Here is a 26,941-nt window from a genome sequence, read left to right as displayed (position 1 = left end):
CCTTTGTATAAGTGACCCATAGTAGTCCATAATTCGTCTGCGTCCCAACGGGGATCGCCTTTGGCGGCGTACCACGTCATCTCGTTCACGTTAGGAAGAGTGGCGCATGTCTGGGTAGCGTCGAAGTGACCTGAACCGCCGCCCTCGTGATACCAACGATTATCACTATTGTTCTGCGCGTAGTTGCCGGCTGGCTGACCTTCAAGGGTTGGCTGGCCTACGCCTGCTCCCAAGTTCTTTGTCCATTCGTAACCTTTCCAGTATTGTTCCTGGGCATCCCACATGTAATAATTATCACCGTTATAGGCGCGGATATCAAGGTCGGCAGTCATGTCGTAGTAGGTATTCTTATCGTAAACGAATGAGCCGGGAGCCTTGGTGATGGTGCCCTCTGTACCTGTGACGAGGTCTTTCAGCCAGTAGCGAATCTTTAACTTGTGTGTGCCTGGTTTGATAAACATATAGATCTTGTCTGCTGTGGTGCTGGTGGTAGAGTTGTCCAACTTGAAACCATCAGCGTATACACCGCTGCCCTTGGTGGTGAGGATGATTTGCTTGTCGTTACCTGCTCCCGTAATCTCTCCGTTGCTAGGATCGAGGGTGTAGCTACCTGCAATATTGTTGTCGGCTGTCACCTCAACCTTGGTTAGATAGCATTTCTTGAATATATCATTCTTCGTGAAAGGTTCGAAGACGAGGATAGCTGCTTGGTGTTCGAGTTGGAAAGAAAAGACTTTACCACCGATAGTGCCTGTTGCATCTGCTGTACCACAATCGCCCGATATGCCAAAGTGATCAGTAGTACTAGGAGTTGTCTGTGTTTGTGCAGCGGGGATTGTCAATTGGTTGTTACTGCCATTCTTGCCTGGGTAATAAACCTTGTAAGTAGAATGGTTATTGAACTTACCAGATACCTTGAAATTGAAATAGCTGGTCTTGCTTGTTGGACTATTGCTGCTCACCTTCCATGCACCGTCATCGTCCTGTACATAGATCTTGTCGCCTGCTTCCCAATAGAAAGCTCCGCCGTCGTAATCCATCGTTGTACGGGTCTTCGTTGGATTGCCAGCTACAAAGGTTGTCATGTTCTTATCGTTATCGTTGCTTCCTGTGTCCGTACCATTCTGCGCAACATCCTCATTGGCGCAGGAAACGGCTGCCAAAGCCATACTGCAAAGGGCTGCAAAGAACAATAGGCGAGTCTTGAATAATTGTTTTGTTCTCATCATTACTTTGTTACTTTGTCTTTTCTGATTCTTGTTGATAACTCTCTTAGTCTTCCCAAGGAGAAGTGTTTTCTGCATTGTCTTCTTCCTCTTCCTGCCATATAGTTGCAGCTTTCGCACCAGATGGACCATGACCATGTTGTCCCGGCTTATGCTGGCTTGGGAATGACGTTTCCATCAAATTAGTGGTTTCGTTCATTTGGATTATCATGCAACGAGGTGCAGAATAACTCTTCTTTACTTGCTTTTTTCTCATTACTTCATTGATTAAAATAGTTGTTATTTCGTTCTTATTTTGCTCTAAACGGAGTTTACAAAAGGGCATAAAAAAGCGAACAAAGGAAACTCCTAGAAGTCCTTTGTTTACAGGGGTTACGGCACGCTTCGCGCGCGCGTATGCGAGAAGAAAAAATGTGTTATTAGACGCTAGGTGCGCATAGTGTGTGTGTGTGTTAGCAAATTATTTGGATTGACCAAAGATAAAGTGCAAAAAGATGCAAAGAATCTGATAATTCTTTGCAGTACTTCATTCACTTGATATGTCATTGCTAATTCTTTCACGGCGGCAAAGGTAAGAAGATAAAATGGAATGAGCAAGGAAAAGAAGAAAAAAAGCCTCCTTCACTCTCAAAAGAGGAAAGAAGACTCTTTCATTTCCTTATCATTTAGTTCACAGAAACTATACGAAACGATAATCTGTAATAGCCTTAAAGCCATTAAGAAAAGAGGCAGCATCCATGCGTTTCTTTCCAGATAACTGAATATCCAAAAGCTCAAGCAAGTTATCTGTGGTATTCACATATAGGCGATTCTTCTCAACAACAAGGCTACCAACTGTGCCTGTAGCTGCACGATTCGTCTTTGAAGTTTTATAGACTTTCATAACCAATGATTTGCTCTCAGAACCATTATTCAAGACTAACGAACTCCATGCACCAGGATAAGGACTAAGTCCACGAATAAAGTCATAAACAGTCTTTGCTGGTTGACTCCAATTTATCTCGCAGGTTTCTTTAAATATCTTCGGTGCGCTCTTTAGTTCGATATTCTCTTGCTCTTGGGGTACGCTAATCTCGTCTAAGACATGAGAGAAATCTACATCTAAGTTATCTTCTGGCAACTTAGAGGCTATGAGATTGATTGTGTCTATTGCAATTATTGCACCTAAGTGCATTAAACCATCATAAACATATTCAACATCAGCCGTATCAGGGATGTCAAATGGCTTTTGCATAATAATCCTACCCGTGTCAATGTCTTTATCAAGGAAGAAAGTAGTAACACCCGTCTGCGTCTCTCCATTGATTACTGCCCAATTAATAGGAGCAGCACCGCGATATTGAGGCAATAGAGCCGCATGAACATTGAAAGTTCCCAAACGAGGCATTGCCCAAACAACCTCTGGTAACATACGGAAGGCAACAACAACCTGTAAGTCCGCATGATAAGAACGAAGTTCCTCGATAAACTCAGGATCCTTCATCTTCACTGGTTGAAGTACTGGTAAGCCTTTTTCTAAAGCATACTGCTTAACAGCAGAAGGTTGCAACTTCTCTTGATGCCGCCCAACAGGTTTATCAGGTTGAGTAACGACGGCTACTACATTATAATCGTTTTCCACTAAAGCCTTTAAGGACTCCACCGCAAACTCGGGGGTACCCATAAAGATGATGCGTATATCTTTACTATTCATTCTTTGAGATTTTACAATTAAGGATGCTGAATAACATGAGAGTAAGAGCAGGACTTACTCGGCACTAAAATCTGCAACGAACTGACGATACATACTATACAATCGTATTCGTGAGATATATCCTACCAAATGGCCATCTAACCCAACCACTGGTAAATACTGCGCCCCAGTACTATCAAACGTCTTCATCACATCTTCCATAGGGTCATTAACACCTAATGTAGCTGCTGGAGCTGTCATAAGTTGACTTACATGAAATCGATGATAAAGCTCTGTACGGAAAATAATATGGCGAAGTTTGGTAATATCTATCTCGCCCATAAGGCTGCCGCTTTCATTGAGAACTGGGATATAATCATTGCGGCTCGAACTAAGAGCATGAACGAGTTGTCCCATTTCCATATCAGGAGCAACAGAGGTAAAATCACGGTCAATAATCTTATCCATTGTCATCAATGTAAGGATAGACTTGTCCGTGTGATGCGTGAGTAATTTGCCTTGTTTGGCTAATCGGACAGCATAAATACTATGGTGCTCGAAAATATTAATCGTCAGATAAGAGCAGATGGTTACAATAATTAAAGGTATAAAAAGCTGATACCCACCAGTCAATTCTGCAATCAAGAATATTCCTGTCAAGGGCGCATGCATGACAGCTGCCATAACAGCTGCCATTCCATAGAGCGTGAAGTTCTTCTCTGGAACATAGACACCTAGCTGTTGGATATTCCAAAGACGAGCAAAGAAGAATCCGCCAAAACCTCCAATGAATAGTGCTGGAGCAAAAGTTCCACCACATCCTCCTGCACCATTTGTAGCACTAGTAGCAAAAACCTTTGTAAGCATAACGAAACCAACATAGAGTACTAGTAAGTTCGTTTGACCAGCAAACATAGAACCACTCATAACTTGCATCCAGTCGGCCTCAGTCTTCCCCTCAATGAATAATCCTAAACTATTATAACCTTCACCATAGAGAGAAGGGAAAAGGAAGATGAGAGAGGATAGTACTAAGCCACCAACAAGTAGCTTTAGATAAGGATACTTAGAAAGTTTGCCATAGCCATTTTCGCACCACGACATAAGACGCATGAAATAAAGCGAAATAAAACCACAAGCAATACCAAGGAGTATCGTAGGCGGTACACGTTCAAGACTCCAAAGATAATCCATTTGGAAATGGTACATCGGAGATCCACCTGTGAAGAAGTAAGAAAAGCATGTTGCTGTTACTGAGGAAATAAGTATTGGTAACAAAGAAGCCATGGTTAGATCTACCATCAATACTTCTAGCGTAAAGACTAACCCTGCAATAGGAGCCTTAAAGATACCAGATACTGCAGCTGTCGCCCCACATCCCACAAGGAGCATGAGTGTACGATTGTCTAGATGAAAAATGCGTCCTAAGTTACTTCCAATAGCGGAACCCGTCAATACGATAGGAGCCTCAGCTCCAACAGAACCACCAAATCCAATCGTAATGGCAGATGCAACGATAGAAGACCATGTATTATGCGCTTTCAATCGAGATTGCTTCGTGGAAATAGCATACAGAACACGCGTAATACCATGGGAGATATTATCACGAACTATGTATTTGACGAATAAACTCGTAAGCCAAATACCGATAACAGGATAAAGCAGATAGAGCCAATTGATTGTCATCACATGGAAACCTGAAGTAACAAGTTCCTCTATCTGACCAATAATAATATGGAGAATATAAGCAGCTAAAGAAGCAAGAAAACCAATAGCAAATGCTAGCACTAAAACTAACTCACGATCAGATACATGCTTTTGACGCCAAACATCAAATCGAGAGAGAAAGCCTAATTTAGCCGATACTTCCATCTATACGTTTACTTATTTTCTAATAATTTTCACCTCACCATCAACACTCAACTTTATAATACTAGAAGGTGTATGGGGCTTATGTTCTTGACGACGAGACTGACAAACATAGTCTACACCATCAAGTATCTCTTGAGAAATATCGCAATAGTTCTGAGCTGCAGGCTCACCGCTAATATTAGCAGATGTGCTCACAATAGCTTTTTGGAATCGATAACATAATTCATGAGAGAAGGGTTCCTTTGTGATTCGAATGCCAATAGAACCATCTTCTGCTATCAAGTTAGGTGCAAGATTTACTGCACCATCTAGAATTAATGTTGTTGGTTTCTCTACAGCATCAATTAGTTGCCAAGCAACATCAGGGATATTATGAACATAACGTTGTAGACGATTATCAGAATCAACCAAACAGATTAGTGCTTTAGAATCGTCTCTACGTTTCAATGAATAGACTTTTGCAACAGCTTCTGCATTGGTAGCATCACAACCAATTCCCCATACAGTATCTGTCGGATAAAGTATGATTCCGCCTTGTTTCATCACCTCAATAGCTTTTTTGATATCGTCTTCCTGATTCATTTGTTGCTTTAATTAATTATAGATTAACTTTATTCTGAGTCGCAAAGATATAGTAAAAAAGTGAGAAAACAAAATAAAACAACAAAAAAGGCTAACGCTATTAAGATAGGGACTCAAGAGTATGATATTATCTCAAGAATCATATCTAATATTAACGTTAACCTTTTCTTTTAAATTGAGAGAACTTAATTTAAAAAGGATTCAACTGCAGTTCTATGTAAATAAAGATATACAAACTTAGGCTTTACCTTTTATATATTAAGTCGAATATCTTTAATTATAACTCCCATCCAATAGCAGATGCACCAAGAACAGCTGCTGCTGCATCATCAAGTGAACTTACCAAGAACTTTGGCTTATCACGGAAAATCTCCAAAGCATTCTCTCTATAAGCACGAATTAATGGCTCCATCAACAAGTCACCCGCTTTTGTTAAACCTCCAAAGAAGATAAATGCTTCAGGAGAAGAGAATGTTGCAAAATCAGCACATGCTTCACCTAACATCTTTCCCGTAAATTCATATACACGCTTTGCAAGAGCATCACCACGACCTGCTGCAATAGAAACATCAAGAGATGTAATATCTTCTATTTTCAACTCACGCAATAAAGAATCTTCGTCACTCTCTTTTAGGAACTCACGAGCTGTACGTGCAACGCCAGTTGCAGAACAATAAGCCTCAAGACAGCCTGTACGACCACAACCGCAGCTACGTCCCTTTTCGCCACGAACCATAATCACGTGACCAAGCTCACCGGCAAAACCATCTGAGCCATAAACCATCTGACCATTAATCACAATACCAGAACCTACGCCAGTACCAAGGGTAATCATAATGAAATCCTTCATTCCACGTGCAACTCCATACTGCATTTCACCGATAGCAGCAGCATTAGCATCATTGGTAAGACCAACAGGAATACCTAACTTCTCTGAAAACATATCACCCAATGGCACAACACCATCATGTCCCCATGACAAATTTGGTGCAAATTCTATCGTACCACGATAGAAATTACCATTAGGAGCACCAATACCCATAGCACGGAATTGTCCTATTCCACCATACTTTGCAATAAGTGGCTTCAATGCTTCAACACCAGCCTCTACAAAGTCATCTACTGTTTTATAGGCCTGCGTCTTAATTGAATTTGTCGCAAGTACCTGACCACGCTGATCTACGACACCGAAGACAGCATTTGTTCCTCCCAAATCCAAGCCAATAACAAATGGCTTTTCCAAACCAGTTACAACTGGTTTCTGTTCTGTTACGTCCATATGACCTACTAAGTTTTTAGTTTAATTATACTTGGAGCAAAGTTATGAAAAAACTAGAATACCACAAAGTTTTGTTAGGTAAATTTGTTTTTCTCACATAATTTTTGCAATTTTGCACCCAAAATAACAAGCATGCAATTTCCTATTCAATTAGATATACTGGATTTTATCTTTAAAGGTTTGTTGATTGGTATTATCGCATCAGCACCTATGGGTCCAGTCGGAATATTATGTATTCAGCGTACTTTAAATAAAGGACGTTGGTATGGTTTTATAACAGGTATTGGCGCTGCCGTTAGTGATACGATCTATGCTCTTATAGTTGGTTTAGGTATGAGTTTTATCATGGGACCTTTACAAAACCCTACTTATAAACTTATACTCCAAATATCAGGGAGTGTCTTACTCTTATTATTTGGACTTTATTGTTTTAAGTCAAATCCAATGAAGAAAGTACACCAAAGCGGAAAGACTAAAGGTAGTATTTTTCACAATGGATTGACCGCATTTCTCGTAACATTCTCAAATCCATTGATCATCTTCCTATTCATGGCTTGTTTTGCACAATTTGCTTTTGTACAACCAGGGCAGACGTTTGAGATGATTGTAGGTTTCGCTTGTATCCCAGCAGGAGCATTATTATGGTGGTATGGTTTAACATGGCTTATCGACAGAATTCGAGGAAAGTTCGATGTCAATGGTATTCTTATAATAAATAAGGTGATTGGTTCTATTGTTATTTTATTTTCGATTATCATGCTCTTAGGAACGGTATTCAATCTTTATCACCTTCCTACGGTCGATGGTCTGATGAAATAAATACAAATAATAGGTATTTTATATGTTTGTTGCAAAAGAATTAAGAAAAAAGAGTGTAGCAGAATATCTGCTTTATATGTGGCAGATTGAAGATATCATTCGAGCTTATGGATGTTCACTCACAAGAATACGTACCGAATATATTGATCAATTTCAATATACTGACGAACAAAAGGAAGAAGAGGAGGATTGGTTTGGTGATCTTGTTAGAATGATGAATCAAGAAGGTTGCCGTGAGGGAGGACACTTACAGATTAATAAGGTCTTAATGCAAGGACTTACAGAACTTCATAAAGAGTTACTCCAATCTTCTAAGTTCCCTTTTTATTCAGCAGAATATTATCGTGTCTTACCTTTCATTGTTGAACTAAGAGGTAAGACTAAACGTACTGCTGATAAAATGGCAAAGACAAATGACAATCGATTGAAGAATGTAGCTTCTCAACTTTCAAAAAGTGAAATAGAGACATGCTTTGACTTGCTCTATGGAGTCATGATGCTTCGCCTACAAAAGAAAGAGATTACACTAGAAACAGAGCGTGCCTTAAAAGAAGTAACAACTTTTATTGGTATGCTATCCGACTATTACATAAAGGACAAGACAGAGGGGTTAGACTTCGGTGAAGAATAAAAACTATAAGGGTATGAATATTTTAGTTACAGGTGCAAATGGACAACTCGGTAATGAGATGCAGATTGTATCTCAAAAGAGTAAAGACAAGTATATCTTCACAGACGTATGTGATGGTTATACTAAGTTAGACATCACTAATTTGGAGGCTATACGCAAAATGGTGAAAGACAATGATATTAAATGTATCATCAATTGCGCAGCTTGGACAAATGTTGACAAAGCAGAAACTGCAGGCGAGATTGTTGAGACGCTCAATGCTATTGCCCCTGAGAATCTTGCGATTGCAATGAAAGAAGTAAATGGTTTACTTGTTCATATCAGCACTGATTATGTCTTTGGAGGCGACCCTTATAATACTCCTTGTAAAGAAGACATGAAAGGTACTCCGACAGGTGTATATGGTTTAACCAAATTACATGGCGAACAAAAGATTCAAGCAACAGGAGTGAAACATATCATCCTCCGTACTGCCTGGTTGTATAGCGAATTTGGTCATAACTTTGTTAAGACAATGATTAATCTTACAGCAACAAAGCCACAATTAAAAGTTGTTTTTGACCAATGTGGCACTCCAACTTATGCTGGCGATTTAGCTGATGCTATCTACGATATTGTCGAGCAACGCAAATATGAAGGAAACAATGGTATTTACCATTTCTCTAATGAAGGTGTTTGCAGCTGGTATGACTTTACTATTAAGATTGCAGAACTTGTTGGCAATCGTAATTGTGATATACAACCTTGCCATAGCGATGAATTTCCATCACCCGTTACACGCCCAGCCTATTCTGTACTTGACAAGACAAAGATTAAAGAAACCTTTGGTATTAAGATTCCTTATTGGGAAGACTCATTAAAGAAATGTATCAAAGGATTACAAGAACAAGACAAATAACATAAAGAATTTAAATGAACGAAATAGAACGCAGACGAACTTTTGCCATTATCTCACACCCTGATGCTGGTAAAACTACATTGACAGAGAAATTCCTGCTCTTCGGTGGACAGATTCAAGTGGCTGGTGCTGTTAAGAACAATAAGATTCGTAAGACAGCAACATCTGACTGGATGGATATTGAGAAGCAACGTGGTATATCGGTGTCAACCTCTGTGATGGAGTTCGATTACGAGGGGTATAAGGTAAACATTCTAGATACTCCTGGTCACCAAGACTTCGCCGAAGATACTTATCGTACTCTAACAGCTGTGGATTCTGCCATCATCGTTGTCGACTCTGCAAAAGGTGTTGAGGCACAAACGCGTAAGTTAATGGAAGTTTGCCGTATGCGTAACACGCCTGTTATCATTTTCATTAATAAGATGGATCGTGAAGGTCGTGATCCGTTCGATGTATTAGATGAATTGGAGGAAGAACTTCAAATCAGTGTGCGTCCCTTATCATGGCCTATCGGACAAGGTCAACGCTTTAAGGGTGTATATAACATCTACGAACAACAATTAAACCTTTTCACCCCCAACAAGCAACGAGTTACTGAGAAGGTGGAAGTAGATATCAACTCTAAAGAACTTGAAGAGCATGTCGGTGTCGAATTCTCTGAACAACTCCGCAATGATCTCGAATTGGTTAATGGGGTCTATCCAGAATTTGATGTTAATGGCTATCGACGTGCAGAAGTGGCACCAGTATTCTTCGGCTCTGCCTTGAATAACTTCGGTGTACAGGAGCTCTTAAATTGTTTTGTAGAGATAGCTCCAAGCCCACGACCAACTAAGGCAGAAGAGAGAATCGTAGAACCTACAGAGCCAAAGTTCACAGGCTTTATCTTTAAGATTACCGCCAACATCGACCCTAACCATCGTAGTTGCATTGCTTTCTGCAAGGTTTGCTCTGGTAAATTCCAACGTAACCAGCCCTATTTGCATGTACGCAATGGAAAAACAATGCGTTTCTCCTCCCCTACCCAATTCATGGCACAGCGCAAAAGTACGGTAGAAGAGGCTTACCCTGGAGATATTGTTGGTCTCCCAGACAATGCTGGGGTATTCAAGATTGGTGATACTTTAACAGAAGGCGAATTGATTCACTTCCGTGGTTTACCAAGTTTCTCTCCAGAGCTCTTCAAATACATTGAGAATGATGACCCTATGAAGTCTAAGCAATTCCTTAAAGGCATTGAGCAATTAATGAACGAAGGTGTAGCGCAATCATTCGTTAATCAATTCAATAATCGCCGTATTGTTGGAACTGTTGGACAACTACAGTTTGAGGTTATCCAATATCGTTTGGAGCACGAGTACAATGCGAAATGTCGTTGGGAGCCAGTTCATCTCTACAAAGCATGTTGGATTGAGGCTGATGATGAAACGGAACTTGAGAATTTCAAGAAACGTAAGTATCAATACATGGCAAAGGATAATGAAGGGCGTGACGTCTTCCTCGCTGATTCCAGTTATGTTTTGAGTATGGCTCAACAAGACTTCGAACATATTCGTTTCCACTTCACAAGTGAGTTCTAGATTAGGAAGACAATATTAGCTTTATACACGCTTATAAAGCTAATTGTTGATATAAAGGAAATACTTTCCACACATAATATAGTTAAGGGCTGAAATCCTCATTGGGATGTCAGCCCTTCTGCTATATTCACCCTATACCCCACTTTCCACATCAATGATATGCCCTTCTCAAATAAAGAGGAGTTCCCACTGCTAACTATATTGTCATAAACACAAAATAATTAGTATCCTAATCGTTCTCTGTTAAGTATCTCTACCATGTGAAAGGAAGAACAAGTATCCAGAGCTTTATTCTATCGTTTTATACACGTCTGTATAATCAGTTATACAGCTTTGTATAATCAATTATACACGTGTGTATAATTAGTTATACACACGTGTATAACTTGGTCCTTTAACTTTCCCTGATTTGACTATACACTTATCTGTTACATTAGTCGAATAAGTAGACAGTCGTTCTGTAAGTCTACTGGAAAGCTATACACAAGTTGAGAATCCATGCTGTATAGCTAGTAAGTAAGAAGATATATGAAATGATACTAAACAAAGGTATTAAACTGAGGTAAAAAGAATGAGCCCAGTACAATACTGAGCTCATTATAGAGAAATAAATAGTTAACGTGTTAATTGACTGTTCAACATTCGAGGATATAATAACAAAGAATATCTTCTCTGTTCAACCTAACTACTTAATTAAAAATTCCACCAATGCTTCTTCTTGGGTGGCTTTTGATCTTCAAGTGAATGATTAGAGAAATTTCGACTTTCCCATGTCTCATGATTTGTCACCATCTGATAGATTGTTCCCCAGTCGGGCAATCCTCCGAAATTGCGATCATCAATAAACATGTCAGCTTTAATCTTTCTCGAGAAATGATTATTCTTCTCTTTCTCTTCCTCTGGATAATCCTTATTAATTGCCCAGAAATCAACACCTCGTGCGTGACACCAATCAACCGCTTCTTGGAGTAAGTCATCTTCTCTAACGCTCCATAAGATTAAGCGATGACCATCTTTGATTAACATCTTCAAAGTATCGGTGGCGAAAGGAATTTCGTCACCGATTTTGGGATATCTATGTTCTACGATGGTTCCATCGAAATCAATAGCTATTATCATTCTTAACCTTTAATTTTATCGCTTTACAGAATGGTCATTTTTATCTCCATAATGGCTGTTGCTATAATTTCCGTAGTTACCATAACTACCATAAGAATAGCCACCATATCGCCCATATCTACCATACTTGCCATACTTGCCATAGCCATAATAGTAGCTGTACTTTCTCTTCGACATATCAACGCCATTAAGTACCATAGCCATATTAGGCAATTTCTCTTCCTTTGCAAGTGAATTGATCATTGCAAAAGATGCCTTTGGAGTGTAATCGGCACGACACATATAAACTGAAACGTTTGTCACACGGGCAATCTGAAGAGTATCAGTTACCAAACCAACTGGCGCAGTATCAATCATGATGTAATCATATTTCTCTTTCAGAATCTCAATAATCGTATCAAGAGAATTGCGTGCAATAAGCTCGGCAGGATTAGGAGGAACTGGACCAGCCATGAGAAGATCCAAATTCTTATTTACACCAGAAGGTAGAATCTGTGCCTCAACATCTTCTCTATTCGGATTATCTTTCACAAGAAGGTTAGTAATACCATGCTTGTGATCGTTAATGCCGAATTGTTCTGCCAAACGTGGACGACGAATATCAAGACCTACCAAGATAACCTTCTTACCAAGAAGCCCGAAGCTGACAGAAAGGTTGGCTGCTGTAAATGTCTTTCCTTCTCCAGAGGTTGAAGATGTGAAAAGAACAACCTTCTCACCTTCATGCAACATAAATTGAAGATTCGTTCGTAGAGAACGGAATATTTCTTCCATTTGGTTGTTCTGATTTTCATGAACAACAATATCAGCCTTACCCTTAGCCGAATTACTTGCAATTGCAATATCTGCAATGATTGGTAACTTGGTAAGACGTGCAACATCATCGTGTCCTTCAATCTTATAGCGGAAGAATTGTATGATTAAAATGATAAGCACAGGAATAGCCAAACCAATGACAAGAGCAATCAACATTATATATGTTGAATTAGGACTTACTTTACCATTCAATTGTGGATCATCAATCAACCTTCCCTTGTCGGCTGTTGCTGCAAGAGATATACTATTTTCTTCACGCTTTTGAAGTAACATCAAATAAAGTCCTGACTTCACCTCCTGCTGACGACCAATCTGTGTCAACATACGTTCCTGTTGAGGAGTCTCCTCTACTTGATCTGTGTATTTTGTAACCTGCGCTAAAACTGCATCTCTCTGAATCTGTAAGTTCTTGCGTGCTGCAGCAATAGCACGTCGAATATTAACATTTAAATCACGAATCTGATCCGTGAGAGGTTCAACAACTGGTGAGCTCTCAGATGCACTACGAAGAAGACGATTACGCTCAAGAACTAACTCATTGTATTTATTAATCAAAGAAGTAGAACTTTCATCATCCAATCCTACATTAGATGGAATAACTTGTGTTAAATTGCGTGAAGAGCTTTCTACTTCACGAGCAATCGTATTAAAGAGCTCAATTTGAGTCTCCATTTCTGCAAGTTTCTGCTCTGATGTATTCTGGTTGGAAACAGAATTACTAGCATTCATCTTCAGTTCTACCATGCCATTCTTTTGCTTGTAGTTCTGAAGCTCACCTTCGGTCTTACCTAATTCAGCATTAATCTTCTCCAAACGTGAATTAATGAACTTCTCTGTTTGGTGTGCAACAGCATTCTTATCCTCATTTGCTTGACGATTATAAACAATTGCTAATTGCTTCAAGTAATCAAGAGAACGTTGAGGAACCTCATCAGTCAATTGAAGTTGTAAGATAGAAGTACCTTTCCCACTTTGACCTATTTTTAATTCACCTACATACTTATCAGATGCCATTTTAGGAGAAAGAATGCTAACCTTTAGAACTTGACCTTCATGTAAAGTTCTACCATTATTAGAATTAATGGTAATAATACCTGCACGTGTAGGGATTGTTGCTGGCAGACTCGTAAACTTTTTATTAATAGAGAAAGGACCTTCACTATTTTCCTCATCTGTTGGAACAGAATATGTTCCATTAACAACAAATGAAGAACCATTCTTTGTAATGTTAAGATTGATAGGTCTATTCAGTCTATCCAAATGGGCAGCATCAATATCTACAACCAAAGGTTGGTCACGGTATGTTATAACATCCTTAACCTTTCCTTCCGTCGTGTAATTCACATACAACTTTAAATCTCGGATAGCATCTTCAGCAATAGAATGTGATGAAAGAATCTCCATCTCATTATCGATACCAGCGGAATTAGAGATTGTTCCCAAGTTAGTTATGTTCTGTAACGAAGAACCTCGTCTACTACTTCCATTGTCATCATCTTTAATGAGCAATTTTGCTGTTGATTGATACAAAGGTGTAGTGTACCTTAAATAAATAGCTCCAATTCCACCAAAGATAATCAGTGAAAGTACGAACCAATACCAATTAAGAATTATGGTTCGATAAAGAGCAGCAAAGTCAAAGAAAGAAGCTACGCCTTCCTTCTCTTGTTCTTTGTCTAGTTCTAGTTTTGTCGTTTCTTCCATATTTGTTTTATTTTTGTTTCATCTCCTAACAAGAATCTAATCCTGATCTAATCTATCAATTCAAGTAGATATTTCCCATAATTGTTTTTAGACATCGGTTGAGCTTCTTCTTTCAAACGATCTGCCGTTATCCATCCTTTTTTGTACGCTATCTCTTCTAAACATGCAACCTTAAGTCCCTGCCTTTTCTCTATACATTCAATAAAAGTACTGGCTTCAGACAAACTATCATGCGTACCTGTATCTAGCCATGCAAAACCACGCTGAAGAGTTTGAGCCATCAGAATATCTTGATCTAGATATTTCTGGTTTACACTCGTAATCTCTAGTTCTCCGCGTGCAGAAGGTTTAATCTGTTTGGTAATCTCAATAACACTATTGGGATAAAAATAAAGTCCAACAACAGCATAATTGCTCTTGGGTTGCTCTGGCTTTTCTTCTATACTAAGACACTTTCCATTCTTATCGAACTCTGCAACACCATATCTCTCAGGATCATTAACATAATATCCAAACACGGTTGCTTTATTTTCTTCTTCAGCCCTTTGAACACTATTCCTTAACAGACTACTAAAACCCGCGCCATAGAAAATATTATCGCCTAAAACAAGACAGACTGAATCATTTCCTATAAACTCTTCACCTATAAGAAACGCTTGAGCAAGTCCATCAGGAGAAGGTTGTTCTGCATATTCAAATCGTACCCCAAAACTACTACCATCTCCCAGTAATCGTTTGAACGCAGGCAAATCATGTGGCGTAGAAATAATTAGAATTTCCCTGATCCCAGCCAACATCAATACCGATATAGGATAATAGATCATTGGCTTGTCAAATATAGGAATAAGTTGTTTGCTTATTCCTTTCGTTATCGGGTAAAGACGTGTGCCAGAACCACCAGCTAGAACAATTCCTTTCATAATCAGTTCGTTTTATATCTAATACTTATAATTTAGTTACTATTATGAGCAGAGAAGAATAACGGAATTGAATAGGTCAGCTCTTATGAGTTTATCATGCAAATAATTCCTCATTCAACGATGCATATATAACGCATGCAAAGATAACAAATTTAATTTAATTAAAATAACTGTAAATGAGAAAACATACATCAAGAATGTGTTTTCTTGTTTTTTTTAGTAACTTTGCAAGCGAATAAATAATTTAATTACATTGTAATAACTTAAAAACAAGATATAAGAAATGGGATTTTTTTCAAAGTTTTTTAGTAAAAGTGGGGATGAAACAGCGAAGTCTGGAGGTATGGAAGACTATATGACTCTTATTAGGGTTTATTTTCAAGCAGTACTTGCTTCTCGCCTAGGTATCAACAACTTGGCAATGCTCCCTGATTTACGCACATATAAACAAACATTCCATGTTCCAACCCTACATAATAAGTTGGGATTAGGAGAAATGGCTAGTGTTAAGAAAACCATGAAAAGTTTATATAAAGTTGATGATAATTTCTTTGATGAAATAGACGCAAGTATTAAGAAGAATTGTAAGAAGATGCAAGATGTACAGCCTTATCTTTATCAATTCCAAGGATTCACACAAGACTTAATGATGTTAATTGGCAATTTGATGAAATTCAAATTACGTGTTCCAGGCTTCTTCAAAAAAGCTATATACACAATGACGGAGAAGACCGTAAATGATATTTACGATAAAAATGACTTCTCTGATGCTGGTGTCATCAAAGCAGTTGTAGCGGTTCGACAATATAATCAGCGACTTCGTTTTAGCAGAAAATGGACTACTGATTTCGTTTATCAGATTGTTACTTTAGCAAAGAAAGAACCCAAACCCGCAGAGCAGGTAGAGTCAAAATAATTAGGTATATATTTGCTTAAACAGAAACTTTAATGTAATTTTGCGTCCAAAAATGAATTATGGATTCGAATGAGAAAACTCTCAATACGTTTGCAACTCGTGTGCGTCAGATGATTCTTCAGTATGCAGAACTGAAGAAAGAAAATGATGAACTTTACGCACTTGTTGATCAACGTGAGAAGGAAATTAAACAACTCCAAGAAGAGTTGTCTCAAGCAGAAGCTGACTATAATTCGTTAAAGATGGCAAAGATGCTCGAAGTAACTGATGGTGATATGGAAGGTGCACAAAAGCGCGTAGCCAAACTAATCCGGGATGTTAACAAGTGCATAACACTTCTAAGTGAGAAATAATCCAGAATATAATGGCAGACGATAAGCTACATATAAGACTGCATGTTTATGATACAGAACTCTCTGTAAACGTCCCACGCGACGATGAGGAGTATTATCGTTCTGCAGCCAAATTAATTACTGATACTGTCAATACTTATTCTACTCTTTTCAAAGGTAAAAAAGGGGATAAGGATATTATGTATATGGCAATGCTTGATATTGCATTGAAATATAAGAAAGAAGGAGTACGCAATGATACAGCTCCATTCAATGATATTCTCGGTAAACTCACTTCAGAAATCGAAGAAGTATTAAAGAAATAGCGAGAATATTAACTAAAATAATAAAAGAATAATAAATGAGTCCAATTGTTACAGTTGTAATAGCTGTGCTTTGTTTGTCTGCAGGTTGTGCTGGTGGATTTGCTATTTTCCGCTATATACTTACAGGAAAATACAATGACACAATAAGTGAGGCAGAGAAAGCGGCAGAAGTTATAAAAGAAAAGAAATTACTTGAAGTCAAAGAGAAGTTCCTTAACAAAAAGAGCGAGCTTGAAAAAGAAGTTCAACAACGCACACTCAAAATCCAACAAGGAGAAAATAGATTAAAGCAACGTGAGGTTGCTCTTAATCAACGTCAAGAGGAGCTCAATCGACATAAGCAGGATGTTGATCAGCAGCAACAGCGTGTTGACAATGAGAAGAAGTTGTTGCAGGTAAAACAACAGGATCTTGAAAAGATGCAAGAGCAGGAGCGCATTAAGTTAGAAGAACTTTCTGGACTTAGCTCTGAAGAAGCAAAGGAACGTTTGATTGAAAGCTTGAAAGATCAAGCGAAGTTAGATGCAGCTTCTTATATTAATGAGATCGTTGATGAAGCCAAACTTAATGCGAATCAACAAGCAAAGAAGATAGTTATTCAGACTATACAACGAGTAGCAACAGAAACAGCTATAGAAAACTCTGTAAGTGTTTTCCATATTGATAGCGATGAGGTAAAGGGTCGTATCATTGGTCGTGAGGGTCGTAATATCCGTGCTTTGGAAGCTGCTACAGGTGTAGAGATTGTTGTTGATGACACGCCAGAAGCAATTGTTATTTCGGCTTTCGACCCAATTCGTCGTGAGGTTTGCCGCTTGGCTCTTCATCAGCTAGTTGCAGACGGACGTATTCACCCTGCACGCATTGAGGAAGTTGTCGCAAAAGTTAAAAAGCAGCTTGATAATGAAATCATCGAAACTGGTAAGCGTACAGCTATCGACCTTGGTATTCATGGCTTGCACCCAGAGTTGATTCGTATTGTTGGTAAGATGAAATATCGTTCTTCATACGGACAGAATCTTCTTCAACATGCTCGTGAGACAGCAAACCTTTGCGCTGTTATGGCAAGTGAGTTAGGTTTGAATCCAAAGAAGGCAAAGCGTGCTGGCTTATTGCATGATATTGGTAAAGTCCCAGATGAGGAGACTGATTTACCACACGCAATCTATGGCGGTAAGCTCGCTGAGAAGTATAAGGAGAAACCAGATATTTGCAATGCTATTGCAGCCCACCATGATGAAATAGAAATGACAACTCTTCTTGCACCGATTGTTCAGGTTTGTGATGCTATCTCTGGTGCTCGTCCAGGTGCCCGTCGTGAGATAGTTGAAGCTTATATTAAGCGATTAAATGATTTGGAAGCTATTGCAATGAGTTATCCAGGTGTGACAAAGACATACGCAATACAGGCAGGTCGAGAGCTCCGTGTCATCGTTGGTGCTGATAAGATGGACGATGTAGAGAGCGAGAAACTAAGTTCTGAAATTGCAGAGAAGATTCAGAACGAAATGACTTATCCTGGTCAGGTTAAGATTACAGTAATTCGTGAAACCCGTTCTGTTGCTTATGCAAAGTAACGATAAATAGTTTTATCTATTTCAATAATAAAGAAATGCACTTCAGTTCATGGGGTGCATTTCTTCATATCTATTCTATTTTAGATAAACATTTACTAAAACTTAAACCTAGCAGCATTACTATCCGCTTATCCAAAGACTTTTATTTGATATAAATTTATTTCTAACCGCTTCCCCGTAAACTTCTAACCGTATATAAATTTATGGGGAAGCGGTTAGAAATTTTACGCAAACAGCATATAAATTTATAGCAAACTGCATCCGCAATTTCAACGAACTACTTCCCGTATTAGTCGCTCTTTGACGAAAGTATATTTTGTGGGGCACAATAGTACATTTCGTGGGGTACGAAAGTACATATTGTCAATGACAAAAGTATATATTGTCAGGAACAGAGAACGATGCTCCCAATAAGTGGTTGAAACTTCCAAGAGAGATTTACGCCTTACAGTATAGACATTCTGCTAGATGCGTATTCCTGTGCTACACTCACCGCATTCCCCTACCGACAAATACGTATTGCGCTGCTGACAGATACGCATCTAGCGGCAACGCTCACCGTATCTAACGGCAACGCTCACCGCATCTAACAGTACGGGAATACGTATCTAACAGCGACGGAATACGCATCTGGCAGAGGATAGATTAAGGAGTACTAAGAGATTCACAAAATTGTTCGCGAACAATTTTGAATTTGTTCGCGAACTCTTTTTTGCGTGTCTTATGAAAACGGTTTTTAAAGCCTACCCTTAAAAGCTAACATTGCTTTGTGAGGGATTGCCGATAATACGGAGGCACGAATCTCACGCGGTGAAAAACGATAAAAGCGATAATATAATTGGAGCTTTCGATAAGTTGTAACAAGGAAATATTGGCTCTTAAATCGGAAACTCCTATTATAACCATGAAAGCCGAAGTTACCACCGAACCAAACTATATCCATAAACAAAGAAATTGTGTCAGAAGATTCATTGACAGGAATAGGACATAGAGCAAACTTCTCATCCAAGCCTAACAACTTTACCAATATCAATTGAATAGCATCAAAGGCTTTCCGAAAGTCTAGTTCGTCCAGCCATTTATACAGCTGCTCCTTATCGATAACATTATGATAAACTTTAAGAAGGATTGCAACATCACAGAATTGGCGCAAACCTACACCTAATTCTATCAAGTGATGATAAAGATGCAGGAAGGTATAAAGGAGATTTAATGTAGGTTCTAATGTTTGAATAGAAGAGCCATTAACATTGACAAACGAAGGCTTGAGATTCTCAAAGATACGATTCCATATCTTTTGGGACTTATGACTAGCAAATCTCATCAAGCAATGATGCAGCTCCAATGTTATAGAGTTGTGGTCTATTTCAAAATGTTGATCGGTTGGCTCAACATTAATATTAATTCCCCAATCATGCGCAATAGCGGGAATAACCTTTGCGAGATTCTTTTTGTCACAATAGAAATCAATATCGCCTGGTGTACGCGAAAGAGGATCAGGATAATAGATACCTATAGTTTGCCCTTTTACAACAATCGCATCTATTTTATTCTTATCCAACAGACAATGCAACCTTTCCAACTCTGCATTCAATGCTCTATTGCTTTTCGCTATCGTACCTTGAATCGTCAGGATTTTAAGTACATCCTGTCTCTCTAACTGTACGTCATTACGAATCAAACTTGCAGCAAGTATGCCTAACATTGCTTGCTTTGAAGCAATGTTGTAAACATCAGTAAACTCGGAATGAGATAAACTCAAATCTAAAGGAGTTTGCCATAACTCACTTTTTACTAGGCTCAGGAATATAGAATAGGCTTTATCCATTATTTATTGCTTACAGTTTGCTTATCCAATATAGTATACTTGCTGTTATTACTTACATACTCTGGTACTATCTCTTTCATCTTTTCAACGATAGCCATATCATCGTATGTATGACTCAAAGAGATAAGAGAATTAATCTGAGCCTCAACTTCTTTGAAGTCATACTCACGTACTTTCGCTATACGAATCTTCTCATGGAAACTAGGAAGAGTATTCTCTGTTGTGCTCAAAACTTCTTCATAGAGCTTCTCACCTGCACGTAAACCAGTATACTTAATCTCAACATTCTTTGCTCCAGAGAGTTTTATCATTCGTTTCGCTAGATCTGCTATCTTTACGGGTTTACCCATATCAAAGACAAATATCTCTCCTCCACTACCATGCGTACCAGCTTCCAACACAAGTTTACAAGCCTCTGGAATAAGCATAAAGAAACGAATAATCTTAGGGTCGGTAACCGTAACAGGTCCACCTGCCTTAATCTGCTTCTCAAACAAAGGAATAACAGATCCATTAGAGCCTAATACGTTACCAAAACGAGTTGTTACAAACTGCGTCACAGGTTTACCATTAGCTTGTTCGTTAATCATTTTGTTTAAGCTCTGGCAATATATCTCACAGATTCGTTTAGAGCAACCCATCACATTCGTTGGATTTACAGCTTTATCTGTAGATATCATAACAAACTTCTTAACGCCATACTTAACACTCAAATCAGCTATAACTTTCGTTCCCCAAACGTTATTTTGAATACTCTCTGATGGATTATTCTCCATCATGGGCACATGCTTATAAGCAGCTGCATGGAACACGTAATCAGGCTTATATGTTTGGAATATCTTATCCATACGATCAGCATTAGCAATACTTGCAACGATTGTATGAGCTGTTATATTAGGCCACTCAAAGTGCATCATCAACCGAATATTATGTTGTGGCGTTTCGGCTTGATCAATCAGTATCAATTCCGCAGGATTATAAATGGCAATCTGACGCACCATTTCAGAACCAATACTACCTGCAGAACCAGTAATCATAATCTTCTTTCCACGCAGGAGAGCACCGATAGAATCCATATCTACACGAATCTGGTCACGTGGGAGAAGGTCCTCAATACTAATCTCCTTTAGTTGTACATTTGAATAATCATCATCCTGACTCCATTCCTTTTCTCCTTCACTCATAAAGATCTGGACGCCTTGACTTAACAAGACATCTTGTAGCTTTTGGTCATCACGGAAATGCTCATTCTGTAAAGGAGAAACTAAGACTGCCTTAATCTTCAACTCCCTGATAATTTCTGCCAAATCATCATCTACTATATAGACCTTTTCTCCCATCAAGATACGTCCTTTGAAAGTTGAATCATGAGCAATAAAGCCCTTCAAAGTAAACTTATTAGGTTTACTACTTCGAATGCTCTTGGCTAAACCGATACCACCATCTTTCACACCATAGATGAGCGTACGCATACCACCACCCGTATTGAAGAGAACATCATATAGAGACTTCACAACAATTCTAAACAACATCATTCCAATTGTAGCAACTAGATACATTGCCGCAATCTGTCGTCCTTGAAGTCGAATGAAATCAAGATCCCAATAATAAATAACATAATGCATGGCTTCAGCAACAATTAAAGAAGATAACATTGCTAAACCTACACGCTGTAAATCAACAAAAGAGGAGTATCGAATGATTCCTGAATAGGTATGGAAGATTCTAAAACCAATCAGGTTGAAGATCATATAAATAAGGATTGTCTTAGAGAACAATGCAATATAACTCCAAGCCAAAGCACCATGAGAATACAACCAAAAGACAAATAAACCTGAGAAATAACAGATAAAGATATCAATGGCTAAAATAACCCAGTAAGGCAAAGCATTGGCAGATAAATACCAATTCCAAAGTTTCTCAATTACTTTCATATTCGATATGTTGTCGTTATATTTAGTGTATCAGAAAGGAAAGACTAAGAGACACACCGAAGTTTCTTTAATTCACAATTACGTTGATGCTGCAAATATAGACAAAAATTTGCAATTCACCACATATCTCATGACTTATTTATCTCAACTTTATAAAATCACCTCATTTTATCATCTTACATCCATTTGAATATGGTAAAGCCCTCCATAAAGACTGGGCTGATGCGTAAAGGTAATAAGAACAGCTCGTGAGCCATCACTGACCTTCGAACTCTTAGGCTCTAAGATAAAGTTACCATCTAAGGACTGATAATCTCCTCCTCCCAAGACATGATAACCAGCCTTAATAGCTTGTCGAGCAAATGATAACATTTCATCTGAAGACCAAGTAAATAGGTTGATGCGTTCTAACATTAATTGATGATCAACATAGGTACCTAAATAGCCTATTTGTCTTGGTTGTTTACCGACAACTTTATCTTGACCTGTCTGTTCATCATAATACATATTGTGATGGAAGATAATCTCTTTCTGAGTACTATACCCATTGATGGTTTGCGAATCTTTCAACGCAAACACTTTACTCAACGCAACCAAAGATGGTATATCCTTCAAACGTTCAGTATCATCTAGTAAGATGTGACATAAGTAAGGGAATGGGAACAAACATTCATCTGGAATCGTTGGTGCTTTTACCTTCTCTTTCTTCGAAGAATTACCTTTCGATGATTCCGTAACATCCATTGGTGCATCAGGATATTTCACCTCTGCTATCAATCGCTCTTCTTCTGTCATTTCTTTGGAGACTTTCTGTTGCGGAACTGATGCTTTATTCGCTTGCTGGCTCTCATCCTTCTTTATTGTAGAAGATGTAACTTTACTTGCAGGGGCTTCACGCTTTTCAATCTTCTTGTCATCAATAGTTGATGTGTTTACCTGTCTAGATTGCGCCATGGTTACACGCTCCCTTACACGATACCGCTCACAAAACTCATCTTCATTCGTCACCTTATTTATATAGTAATCTTTACCTCCCTTTGAATCTGATATACGAGAGCCGTCACGCCAGATAGTCGTGTACTCTACCCTACCTTGTTCATTATAAGCATAACAAGGTCCATCTAAAACACCATTACGATAATTCAGTTTCATACCGATCTTCCCACTAGGAAAGAAAGAAAGGGCACGCCCATTAGCTACACCATTCTTATATTGCATTACAGACTCTACCCTACCTGACTTATAAAATGTACGGCACACTCCCTCTAACTTCGTTAGTTTATCATCTTGACGATTGATGCTTATGTAATGCTTCTCTGCACGCAACTGCCCCGTAATGTAATAGTCATAGAACATCTTAACCCCTCTATTATCTACAGTAAGAACACGATAATACGCCGCCTTATTTGCCGTGGCAACTCCTTGCCAACGTGCATTATAGAAAATAGCATCTTTTGGTATAGGCGTATGATTAGTTGTCTGTGCGAAACCAATAACAACAACCATACACGTTAAGAAAAAGAAAAGTAGACGTTTCATATAGACTCTAATTTGGCTGCAAATATACTGCAACTAATGGGAATAAAAGAATTTTAATCAGTTTTTTCCTTAAAATGAATCTATATATCAAAACAAAATAGTATCTTTGTTGCGTTATCATACTACTACTTAAAAATCAACAGAACATGCCAGAAAAAGAAAGAAGTATCAAAGACTTTAAACAACTAATAAGTCTGCTCAAAGAGAAACATATTTGTAAGCGTGCAGTTGTTGTATGGCCAGAAGAGAGCCACACACAAGAAGCAGTCTCATTAGCTGCCCACGAAGGTTTTATAAAGCCCATATTGATATGCTCTGAAACTACACGGAACACTTTTACACAAAAGGAAGGCTTTGAAACTATTATTGTAGACTCTCCTGAAGAGGCATCACGTAAGGCTGTGGCACTTATCCGAGAGAAGCAAGCCGATATAATAATGAAAGGTTTTGTCAATACGGATGTTCTGCTACGCGCTATATTAGATAAGCAACTAGGTATATTACCTAAAGGGGCGGTCTTAACCCATATTGCTGTTGCTAAATTAGCAGAGTATAACAAACTAATATTCTTTACTGATGCAGCTGTGATTCCTTATCCTACTGATGAACAGCGTAAAGCTCAAGTACAATATCTTGTTGACTTTTGCCATGCTTTCAACATCACTTGTCCTAAGATTTCTCTAATACATTGCTCCGAGAAGGTCGACACCAAACACTTCCCTCATACAGCAAATTATCTAACATTAAAAGAAGATGCGAAAGCAGGAGTTTTCGGTAAGTGTGAGATAGATGGACCCTTAGATTTAAAGACTTCATGCTCTAAGGAAGCAATGGAGATTAAACAAATCAACTCACCTATCAACGGAGAGGCTGACGCACTTATCTTCCCCAATATAGAGTCGGGCAATCTATTCTATAAAACTATCACGCTCTTCTGTCATGCAGAAGTTGCAGGTGTACTTCAAGGAACAATGGCACCTGTAGTTCTCCCCAGCAGAGGCGATACTATTAACTCCAAGTTATATAGTCTTGCACTTGCAAGTCTCATAGTAAAATAAGGTTATTACCCTTCCCAATATAACCAATTAAAACATTATGGCATACAAGATCCTAGCTATTAACCCAGGCTCAACCTCAACCAAAATCTCTTTAGCGAATGACGATGAACCTGTCTTTGTTGCAGACATACCTCATTCAAGAGAAGAACTAAGTACTTTCAAGAAGATTACAGATCAATTTCACTTTCGAAAGCAACTTGTTATTGAAGAATTAAAGAAACGCAATATCCCTCTTGACTTTGATGCTGTTATCGGACGAGGCGGCTTAGCTAAGCCCGTATCAAGTGGCGTATTTACCATCACGGAAGAAATGATACTTGACCAGCAACAAGCTATTCACCAGCATGCCTGTGACTTAGGTTGTATGATTGCTGACGAGATTGCACGTGACATCCCTGGTTGCAGAAGTTTTGTTGCCGACCCTGGTGTAGTTGACGAACTAGAGCCAGAAGCCCGTATCTCTGGTTCTCCTCTAATGCCTCGTGCATGTATCTGGCACGCTTTGAATCAGAAAGCCATTGGTAGACGATACGCCAAAGATATAGGTACTAAATACGAGAAGCTCAACCTTATCATCTGTCATCTTGGTGGTGGAATCTCAATTGCTGCCCACAATCATGGTCGAGCAATCGATGCTAATAATGCCCTTGATGGTGAAGGTCCTTTCTCACCCGAACGTGCGGGTAGCCTCCCAGCAGCCGACTTAATACGCCTTTGTTTTAGTGGTAAGTACACTGAGAGCCAATTACTAGGCAGAGTCAGTGGACAGGCTGGTTTAATCGCACATCTTGGTACAAATGACCTAAGAGAGGTCATGAACTGGATAAAGGCTGGCGATAAACATGCAGAGTTAATCGTATCAGCTATGATATGGCATGTTGCGAAGAACATAGCCGCAGAAGGGGCTGTTCTATATGGTAAAGTTGATGCCATCCTTCTCACGGGTGGAATGGCAAAGAGCGATTACATCATCGACCGCCTTAAACGTCGAATAGAATATCTTGCTCCAGTGCATGTTTATCCTGGTCAAGATGAGATGCTCGCATTAACAGAGAACGCCTTGGCAGTCTTACGTGGAGAAAGAGTAGCTAAAGACTATTGATTCACATTCAATTGATTTACAAAACACCTAAACTATAGTTTATAATTAAAAACAAATCTTATGAAGGTACATGAATACCAAGCAAAGAGTATCTTTGCATCTTATGGACTACCGGTAGATCGCAACATCGTTTGTCGAACACCGGATGAGGCTGTTGCTGCGTATAAACAATTAGGTTTAGCAAAAGCGGTCGTAAAAGCACAAGTACACACGGGCGGTCGTGGTAAGGCCGGTGGTGTTAAACTTGGAAGTAGTGAAGAAGAGATTCGCCAACATGCAGAAGCAATCTTAGGCATGGATATTAAAGGGTTCACTGTTGATCGTGTCCTAGTTAGCGAAGCTGTCAACATTGCATCAGAGTACTACATGAGTATTCTTGTTGATCGCAAGTCGAAGTGCCCTATGTTGATGTTGAGTCGTGCCGGTGGTATGGATATCGAGCAAGTGGCAAAAGAGACACCAGAGAAGATTGAGAAGATTGTCATTGATCCAACTATTGGTATGTCCGACTTCCTCGCACGTGAAGCAGCGTTCAAGTTATTCGATGATATGGCACAAGTGAAACAAGCGGTGCCTATCTTCAAGAACCTTTATAAACTCTTCGTCGAAAAGGATGCCTCACTTGCAGAGATAAATCCTCTCGTGATGACACAGGAAGGTACACTAAAAGCCATCGACGCAAAGATGACCTTTGATGATAATGCTCTCTTCCGCCATCCTGATATAGCAGAACTCTTCGAGCCTACAGCAGAGGAAAAGAAAGAGCGTGAGGCTAAGGATAAGGGATTCAGTTACGTTAACCTTGGAGGCTCAATCGGTTGTATGGTTAATGGTGCTGGTCTTGCAATGGCTACGATGGATATGATTAAACTCTATGGTGGCGAACCAGCTAACTTCCTTGATATTGGTGGTAGCTCTAACCCCGAGAAGATTGTTGAAGCCATGAAGCTCTTATTAGCCGACAAGCATGTAAAGGTTGTTCTCATTAACATCTTTGGTGGAATTACACGTTGCGATGATGTTGCTAAGGGCTTGCTTGAAGCATTCAAGGTTATTCAGACCGACATTCCTATTGTCATCCGTCTCACTGGTACCAACGAGGCGGAAGGAAGGGCAATATTAGAAGGAACCTACTTCAATGTTGCCACCTCTATGGCAGATGCTGGACATAAGGCAGTTGAACTAAGTAAACAACTTTAAATAAGATA

At 39.0% G+C, this 26,941-nt stretch carries 23 protein-coding genes; 11 read left to right on the top strand and 12 right to left on the bottom strand.

The window, feature by feature from the left end; all coding sequences use genetic code 11:
• The 6 genes from O3603_RS03905 to O3603_RS03880 all read right to left on the bottom strand — a co-directional run.
• A partial coding sequence (locus O3603_RS03905) for a hypothetical protein (protein ID WP_371520753.1) occupies positions 1 to 1,229 on the bottom strand: 1,229 nt, incomplete at its 3' end.
• Positions 1,230 to 1,272: 43 nt separating this feature from the next.
• Complete coding sequence (locus tag O3603_RS03900; protein ID WP_371520750.1) at positions 1,273 to 1,482, bottom strand: hypothetical protein; 210 nt, start codon at positions 1,480 to 1,482, stop codon at positions 1,273 to 1,275.
• Between the two features lie 423 nt (positions 1,483 to 1,905).
• Positions 1,906 to 2,919, bottom strand: coding sequence for a methionyl-tRNA formyltransferase (gene fmt / locus O3603_RS03895; protein ID WP_371520748.1), 1,014 nt, complete (start codon positions 2,917 to 2,919; stop codon positions 1,906 to 1,908).
• Between the two features lie 54 nt (positions 2,920 to 2,973).
• Positions 2,974 to 4,770, bottom strand: coding sequence for a chloride channel protein (locus O3603_RS03890; protein WP_009433842.1), 1,797 nt, complete (start codon positions 4,768 to 4,770; stop codon positions 2,974 to 2,976).
• 12 nt (positions 4,771 to 4,782) lie between these two features.
• Positions 4,783 to 5,352 (bottom strand): L-threonylcarbamoyladenylate synthase, encoded by a 570-nt coding sequence (locus O3603_RS03885; RefSeq protein WP_371520746.1) that lies wholly within the window; start codon positions 5,350 to 5,352, stop codon positions 4,783 to 4,785.
• Between the two features lie 277 nt (positions 5,353 to 5,629).
• A complete protein-coding gene (locus O3603_RS03880; RefSeq protein WP_314519535.1) occupies positions 5,630 to 6,631 on the bottom strand; it encodes an ROK family protein in 1,002 nt (333 codons plus the stop codon).
• 132 nt (positions 6,632 to 6,763) lie between these two features.
• Between O3603_RS03880 and O3603_RS03875 the strand changes: the two genes are divergently transcribed.
• The 4 genes from O3603_RS03875 to O3603_RS03860 are packed head-to-tail and all read left to right on the top strand — an operon-like array spanning position 6,764 to position 10,562.
• Positions 6,764 to 7,450 (top strand): LysE family translocator, encoded by a 687-nt coding sequence (locus O3603_RS03875; protein WP_155716295.1) that lies wholly within the window; start codon positions 6,764 to 6,766, stop codon positions 7,448 to 7,450.
• A 22-nt stretch (positions 7,451 to 7,472) separates the two neighbouring features.
• Positions 7,473 to 8,081, top strand: coding sequence for a DUF4924 family protein (locus O3603_RS03870; RefSeq protein ID WP_371520744.1), 609 nt, complete (start codon positions 7,473 to 7,475; stop codon positions 8,079 to 8,081).
• Between the two features lie 13 nt (positions 8,082 to 8,094).
• On the top strand, positions 8,095 to 8,979 hold the full coding sequence (rfbD, locus tag O3603_RS03865) for a dTDP-4-dehydrorhamnose reductase (protein ID WP_155716296.1): 885 nt from the start codon (positions 8,095 to 8,097) through the stop codon (positions 8,977 to 8,979).
• A gap of 14 nt (positions 8,980 to 8,993) precedes the next feature.
• Positions 8,994 to 10,562, top strand: coding sequence for a peptide chain release factor 3 (locus O3603_RS03860; protein ID WP_273541098.1), 1,569 nt, complete (start codon positions 8,994 to 8,996; stop codon positions 10,560 to 10,562).
• A gap of 693 nt (positions 10,563 to 11,255) precedes the next feature.
• On the opposite strand, the gene O3603_RS03855 is transcribed toward O3603_RS03860, so the two are convergent.
• Genes O3603_RS03855 through rfbA form a run of 3 tightly spaced genes read right to left on the bottom strand, consistent with a single transcriptional unit; the run spans position 11,256 to position 15,121 of the window.
• Positions 11,256 to 11,681, bottom strand: coding sequence for a BT0820 family HAD-type phosphatase (locus tag O3603_RS03855; protein ID WP_009435244.1), 426 nt, complete (start codon positions 11,679 to 11,681; stop codon positions 11,256 to 11,258).
• Between the two features lie 15 nt (positions 11,682 to 11,696).
• Complete coding sequence (locus O3603_RS03850) at positions 11,697 to 14,201, bottom strand: GumC family protein (protein WP_371520741.1); 2,505 nt, start codon at positions 14,199 to 14,201, stop codon at positions 11,697 to 11,699.
• A 47-nt stretch (positions 14,202 to 14,248) separates the two neighbouring features.
• Positions 14,249 to 15,121 (bottom strand): glucose-1-phosphate thymidylyltransferase RfbA, encoded by an 873-nt coding sequence (rfbA, locus tag O3603_RS03845; protein WP_371520738.1) that lies wholly within the window; start codon positions 15,119 to 15,121, stop codon positions 14,249 to 14,251.
• A 283-nt stretch (positions 15,122 to 15,404) separates the two neighbouring features.
• Here rfbA and O3603_RS03840 point away from each other — a divergent pair, with 283 nt between their 5' ends.
• From O3603_RS03840 to rny, 4 genes are read left to right on the top strand one after another with little or no spacing between them, the layout of a single operon-like run.
• Complete coding sequence (locus tag O3603_RS03840; protein WP_371520735.1) at positions 15,405 to 16,037, top strand: hypothetical protein; 633 nt, start codon at positions 15,405 to 15,407, stop codon at positions 16,035 to 16,037.
• Positions 16,038 to 16,096: 59 nt separating this feature from the next.
• Entirely contained in the window at positions 16,097 to 16,390 is a 294-nt protein-coding gene (locus tag O3603_RS03835) for a hypothetical protein (RefSeq protein ID WP_009435228.1), read from the top strand.
• Positions 16,391 to 16,401: 11 nt separating this feature from the next.
• Positions 16,402 to 16,695, top strand: coding sequence for a cell division protein ZapA (locus O3603_RS03830; protein WP_004382740.1), 294 nt, complete (start codon positions 16,402 to 16,404; stop codon positions 16,693 to 16,695).
• A gap of 35 nt (positions 16,696 to 16,730) precedes the next feature.
• Positions 16,731 to 18,272: a ribonuclease Y gene (gene rny, locus O3603_RS03825; RefSeq protein WP_311453661.1), complete on the top strand. Its 1,542-nt coding sequence runs from the start codon at positions 16,731 to 16,733 to the stop codon at positions 18,270 to 18,272.
• A gap of 736 nt (positions 18,273 to 19,008) precedes the next feature.
• On the opposite strand, the gene O3603_RS03820 is transcribed toward rny, so the two are convergent.
• From O3603_RS03820 to O3603_RS03810, 3 genes are all read right to left on the bottom strand, one after another.
• Entirely contained in the window at positions 19,009 to 20,100 is a 1,092-nt protein-coding gene (locus O3603_RS03820; protein WP_371520731.1) for a nucleotidyltransferase family protein, read from the bottom strand.
• Complete coding sequence (locus O3603_RS03815) at positions 20,100 to 22,034, bottom strand: nucleoside-diphosphate sugar epimerase/dehydratase (protein ID WP_315441030.1); 1,935 nt, start codon at positions 22,032 to 22,034, stop codon at positions 20,100 to 20,102. Before O3603_RS03815 ends, O3603_RS03820 begins: the two co-directional genes overlap by 1 nt.
• 171 nt (positions 22,035 to 22,205) lie before the next feature.
• Positions 22,206 to 23,573: a toxin-antitoxin system YwqK family antitoxin gene (locus O3603_RS03810; protein WP_371520728.1), complete on the bottom strand. Its 1,368-nt coding sequence runs from the start codon at positions 23,571 to 23,573 to the stop codon at positions 22,206 to 22,208.
• A gap of 146 nt (positions 23,574 to 23,719) precedes the next feature.
• On the opposite strand from O3603_RS03810, the gene O3603_RS03805 reads away from it, so the two are divergent.
• Genes O3603_RS03805 through sucC form a run of 3 tightly spaced genes read left to right on the top strand, consistent with a single transcriptional unit; the run spans position 23,720 to position 26,933 of the window.
• The gene (locus tag O3603_RS03805) at positions 23,720 to 24,631 is read left to right on the top strand and encodes a phosphate acyltransferase (RefSeq protein WP_371520725.1); all 912 of its coding nucleotides are present in this window, start codon (positions 23,720 to 23,722) and stop codon (positions 24,629 to 24,631) included.
• Between the two features lie 37 nt (positions 24,632 to 24,668).
• Positions 24,669 to 25,733 carry a butyrate kinase gene (gene buk, locus O3603_RS03800; RefSeq protein WP_311453656.1) on the top strand — a complete coding sequence of 355 codons (1,065 nt, stop codon included), beginning with the start codon at positions 24,669 to 24,671 and terminating at the stop codon, positions 25,731 to 25,733.
• A 60-nt stretch (positions 25,734 to 25,793) separates the two neighbouring features.
• Positions 25,794 to 26,933 carry an ADP-forming succinate--CoA ligase subunit beta gene (gene sucC, locus O3603_RS03795; protein WP_371520722.1) on the top strand — a complete coding sequence of 380 codons (1,140 nt, stop codon included), beginning with the start codon at positions 25,794 to 25,796 and terminating at the stop codon, positions 26,931 to 26,933.
• Positions 26,934 to 26,941: the final 8 nt, after the last annotated feature.

The organism is Prevotella sp. 20925_1_30 (genome assembly GCF_041433025.1).
GTDB classification, from domain to species: domain Bacteria; phylum Bacteroidota; class Bacteroidia; order Bacteroidales; family Bacteroidaceae; genus Prevotella; species Prevotella vespertina.
Note: the sequence above shows the minus strand (reverse complement) of the source record. Positions and strands in the feature narration are given on the sequence as shown.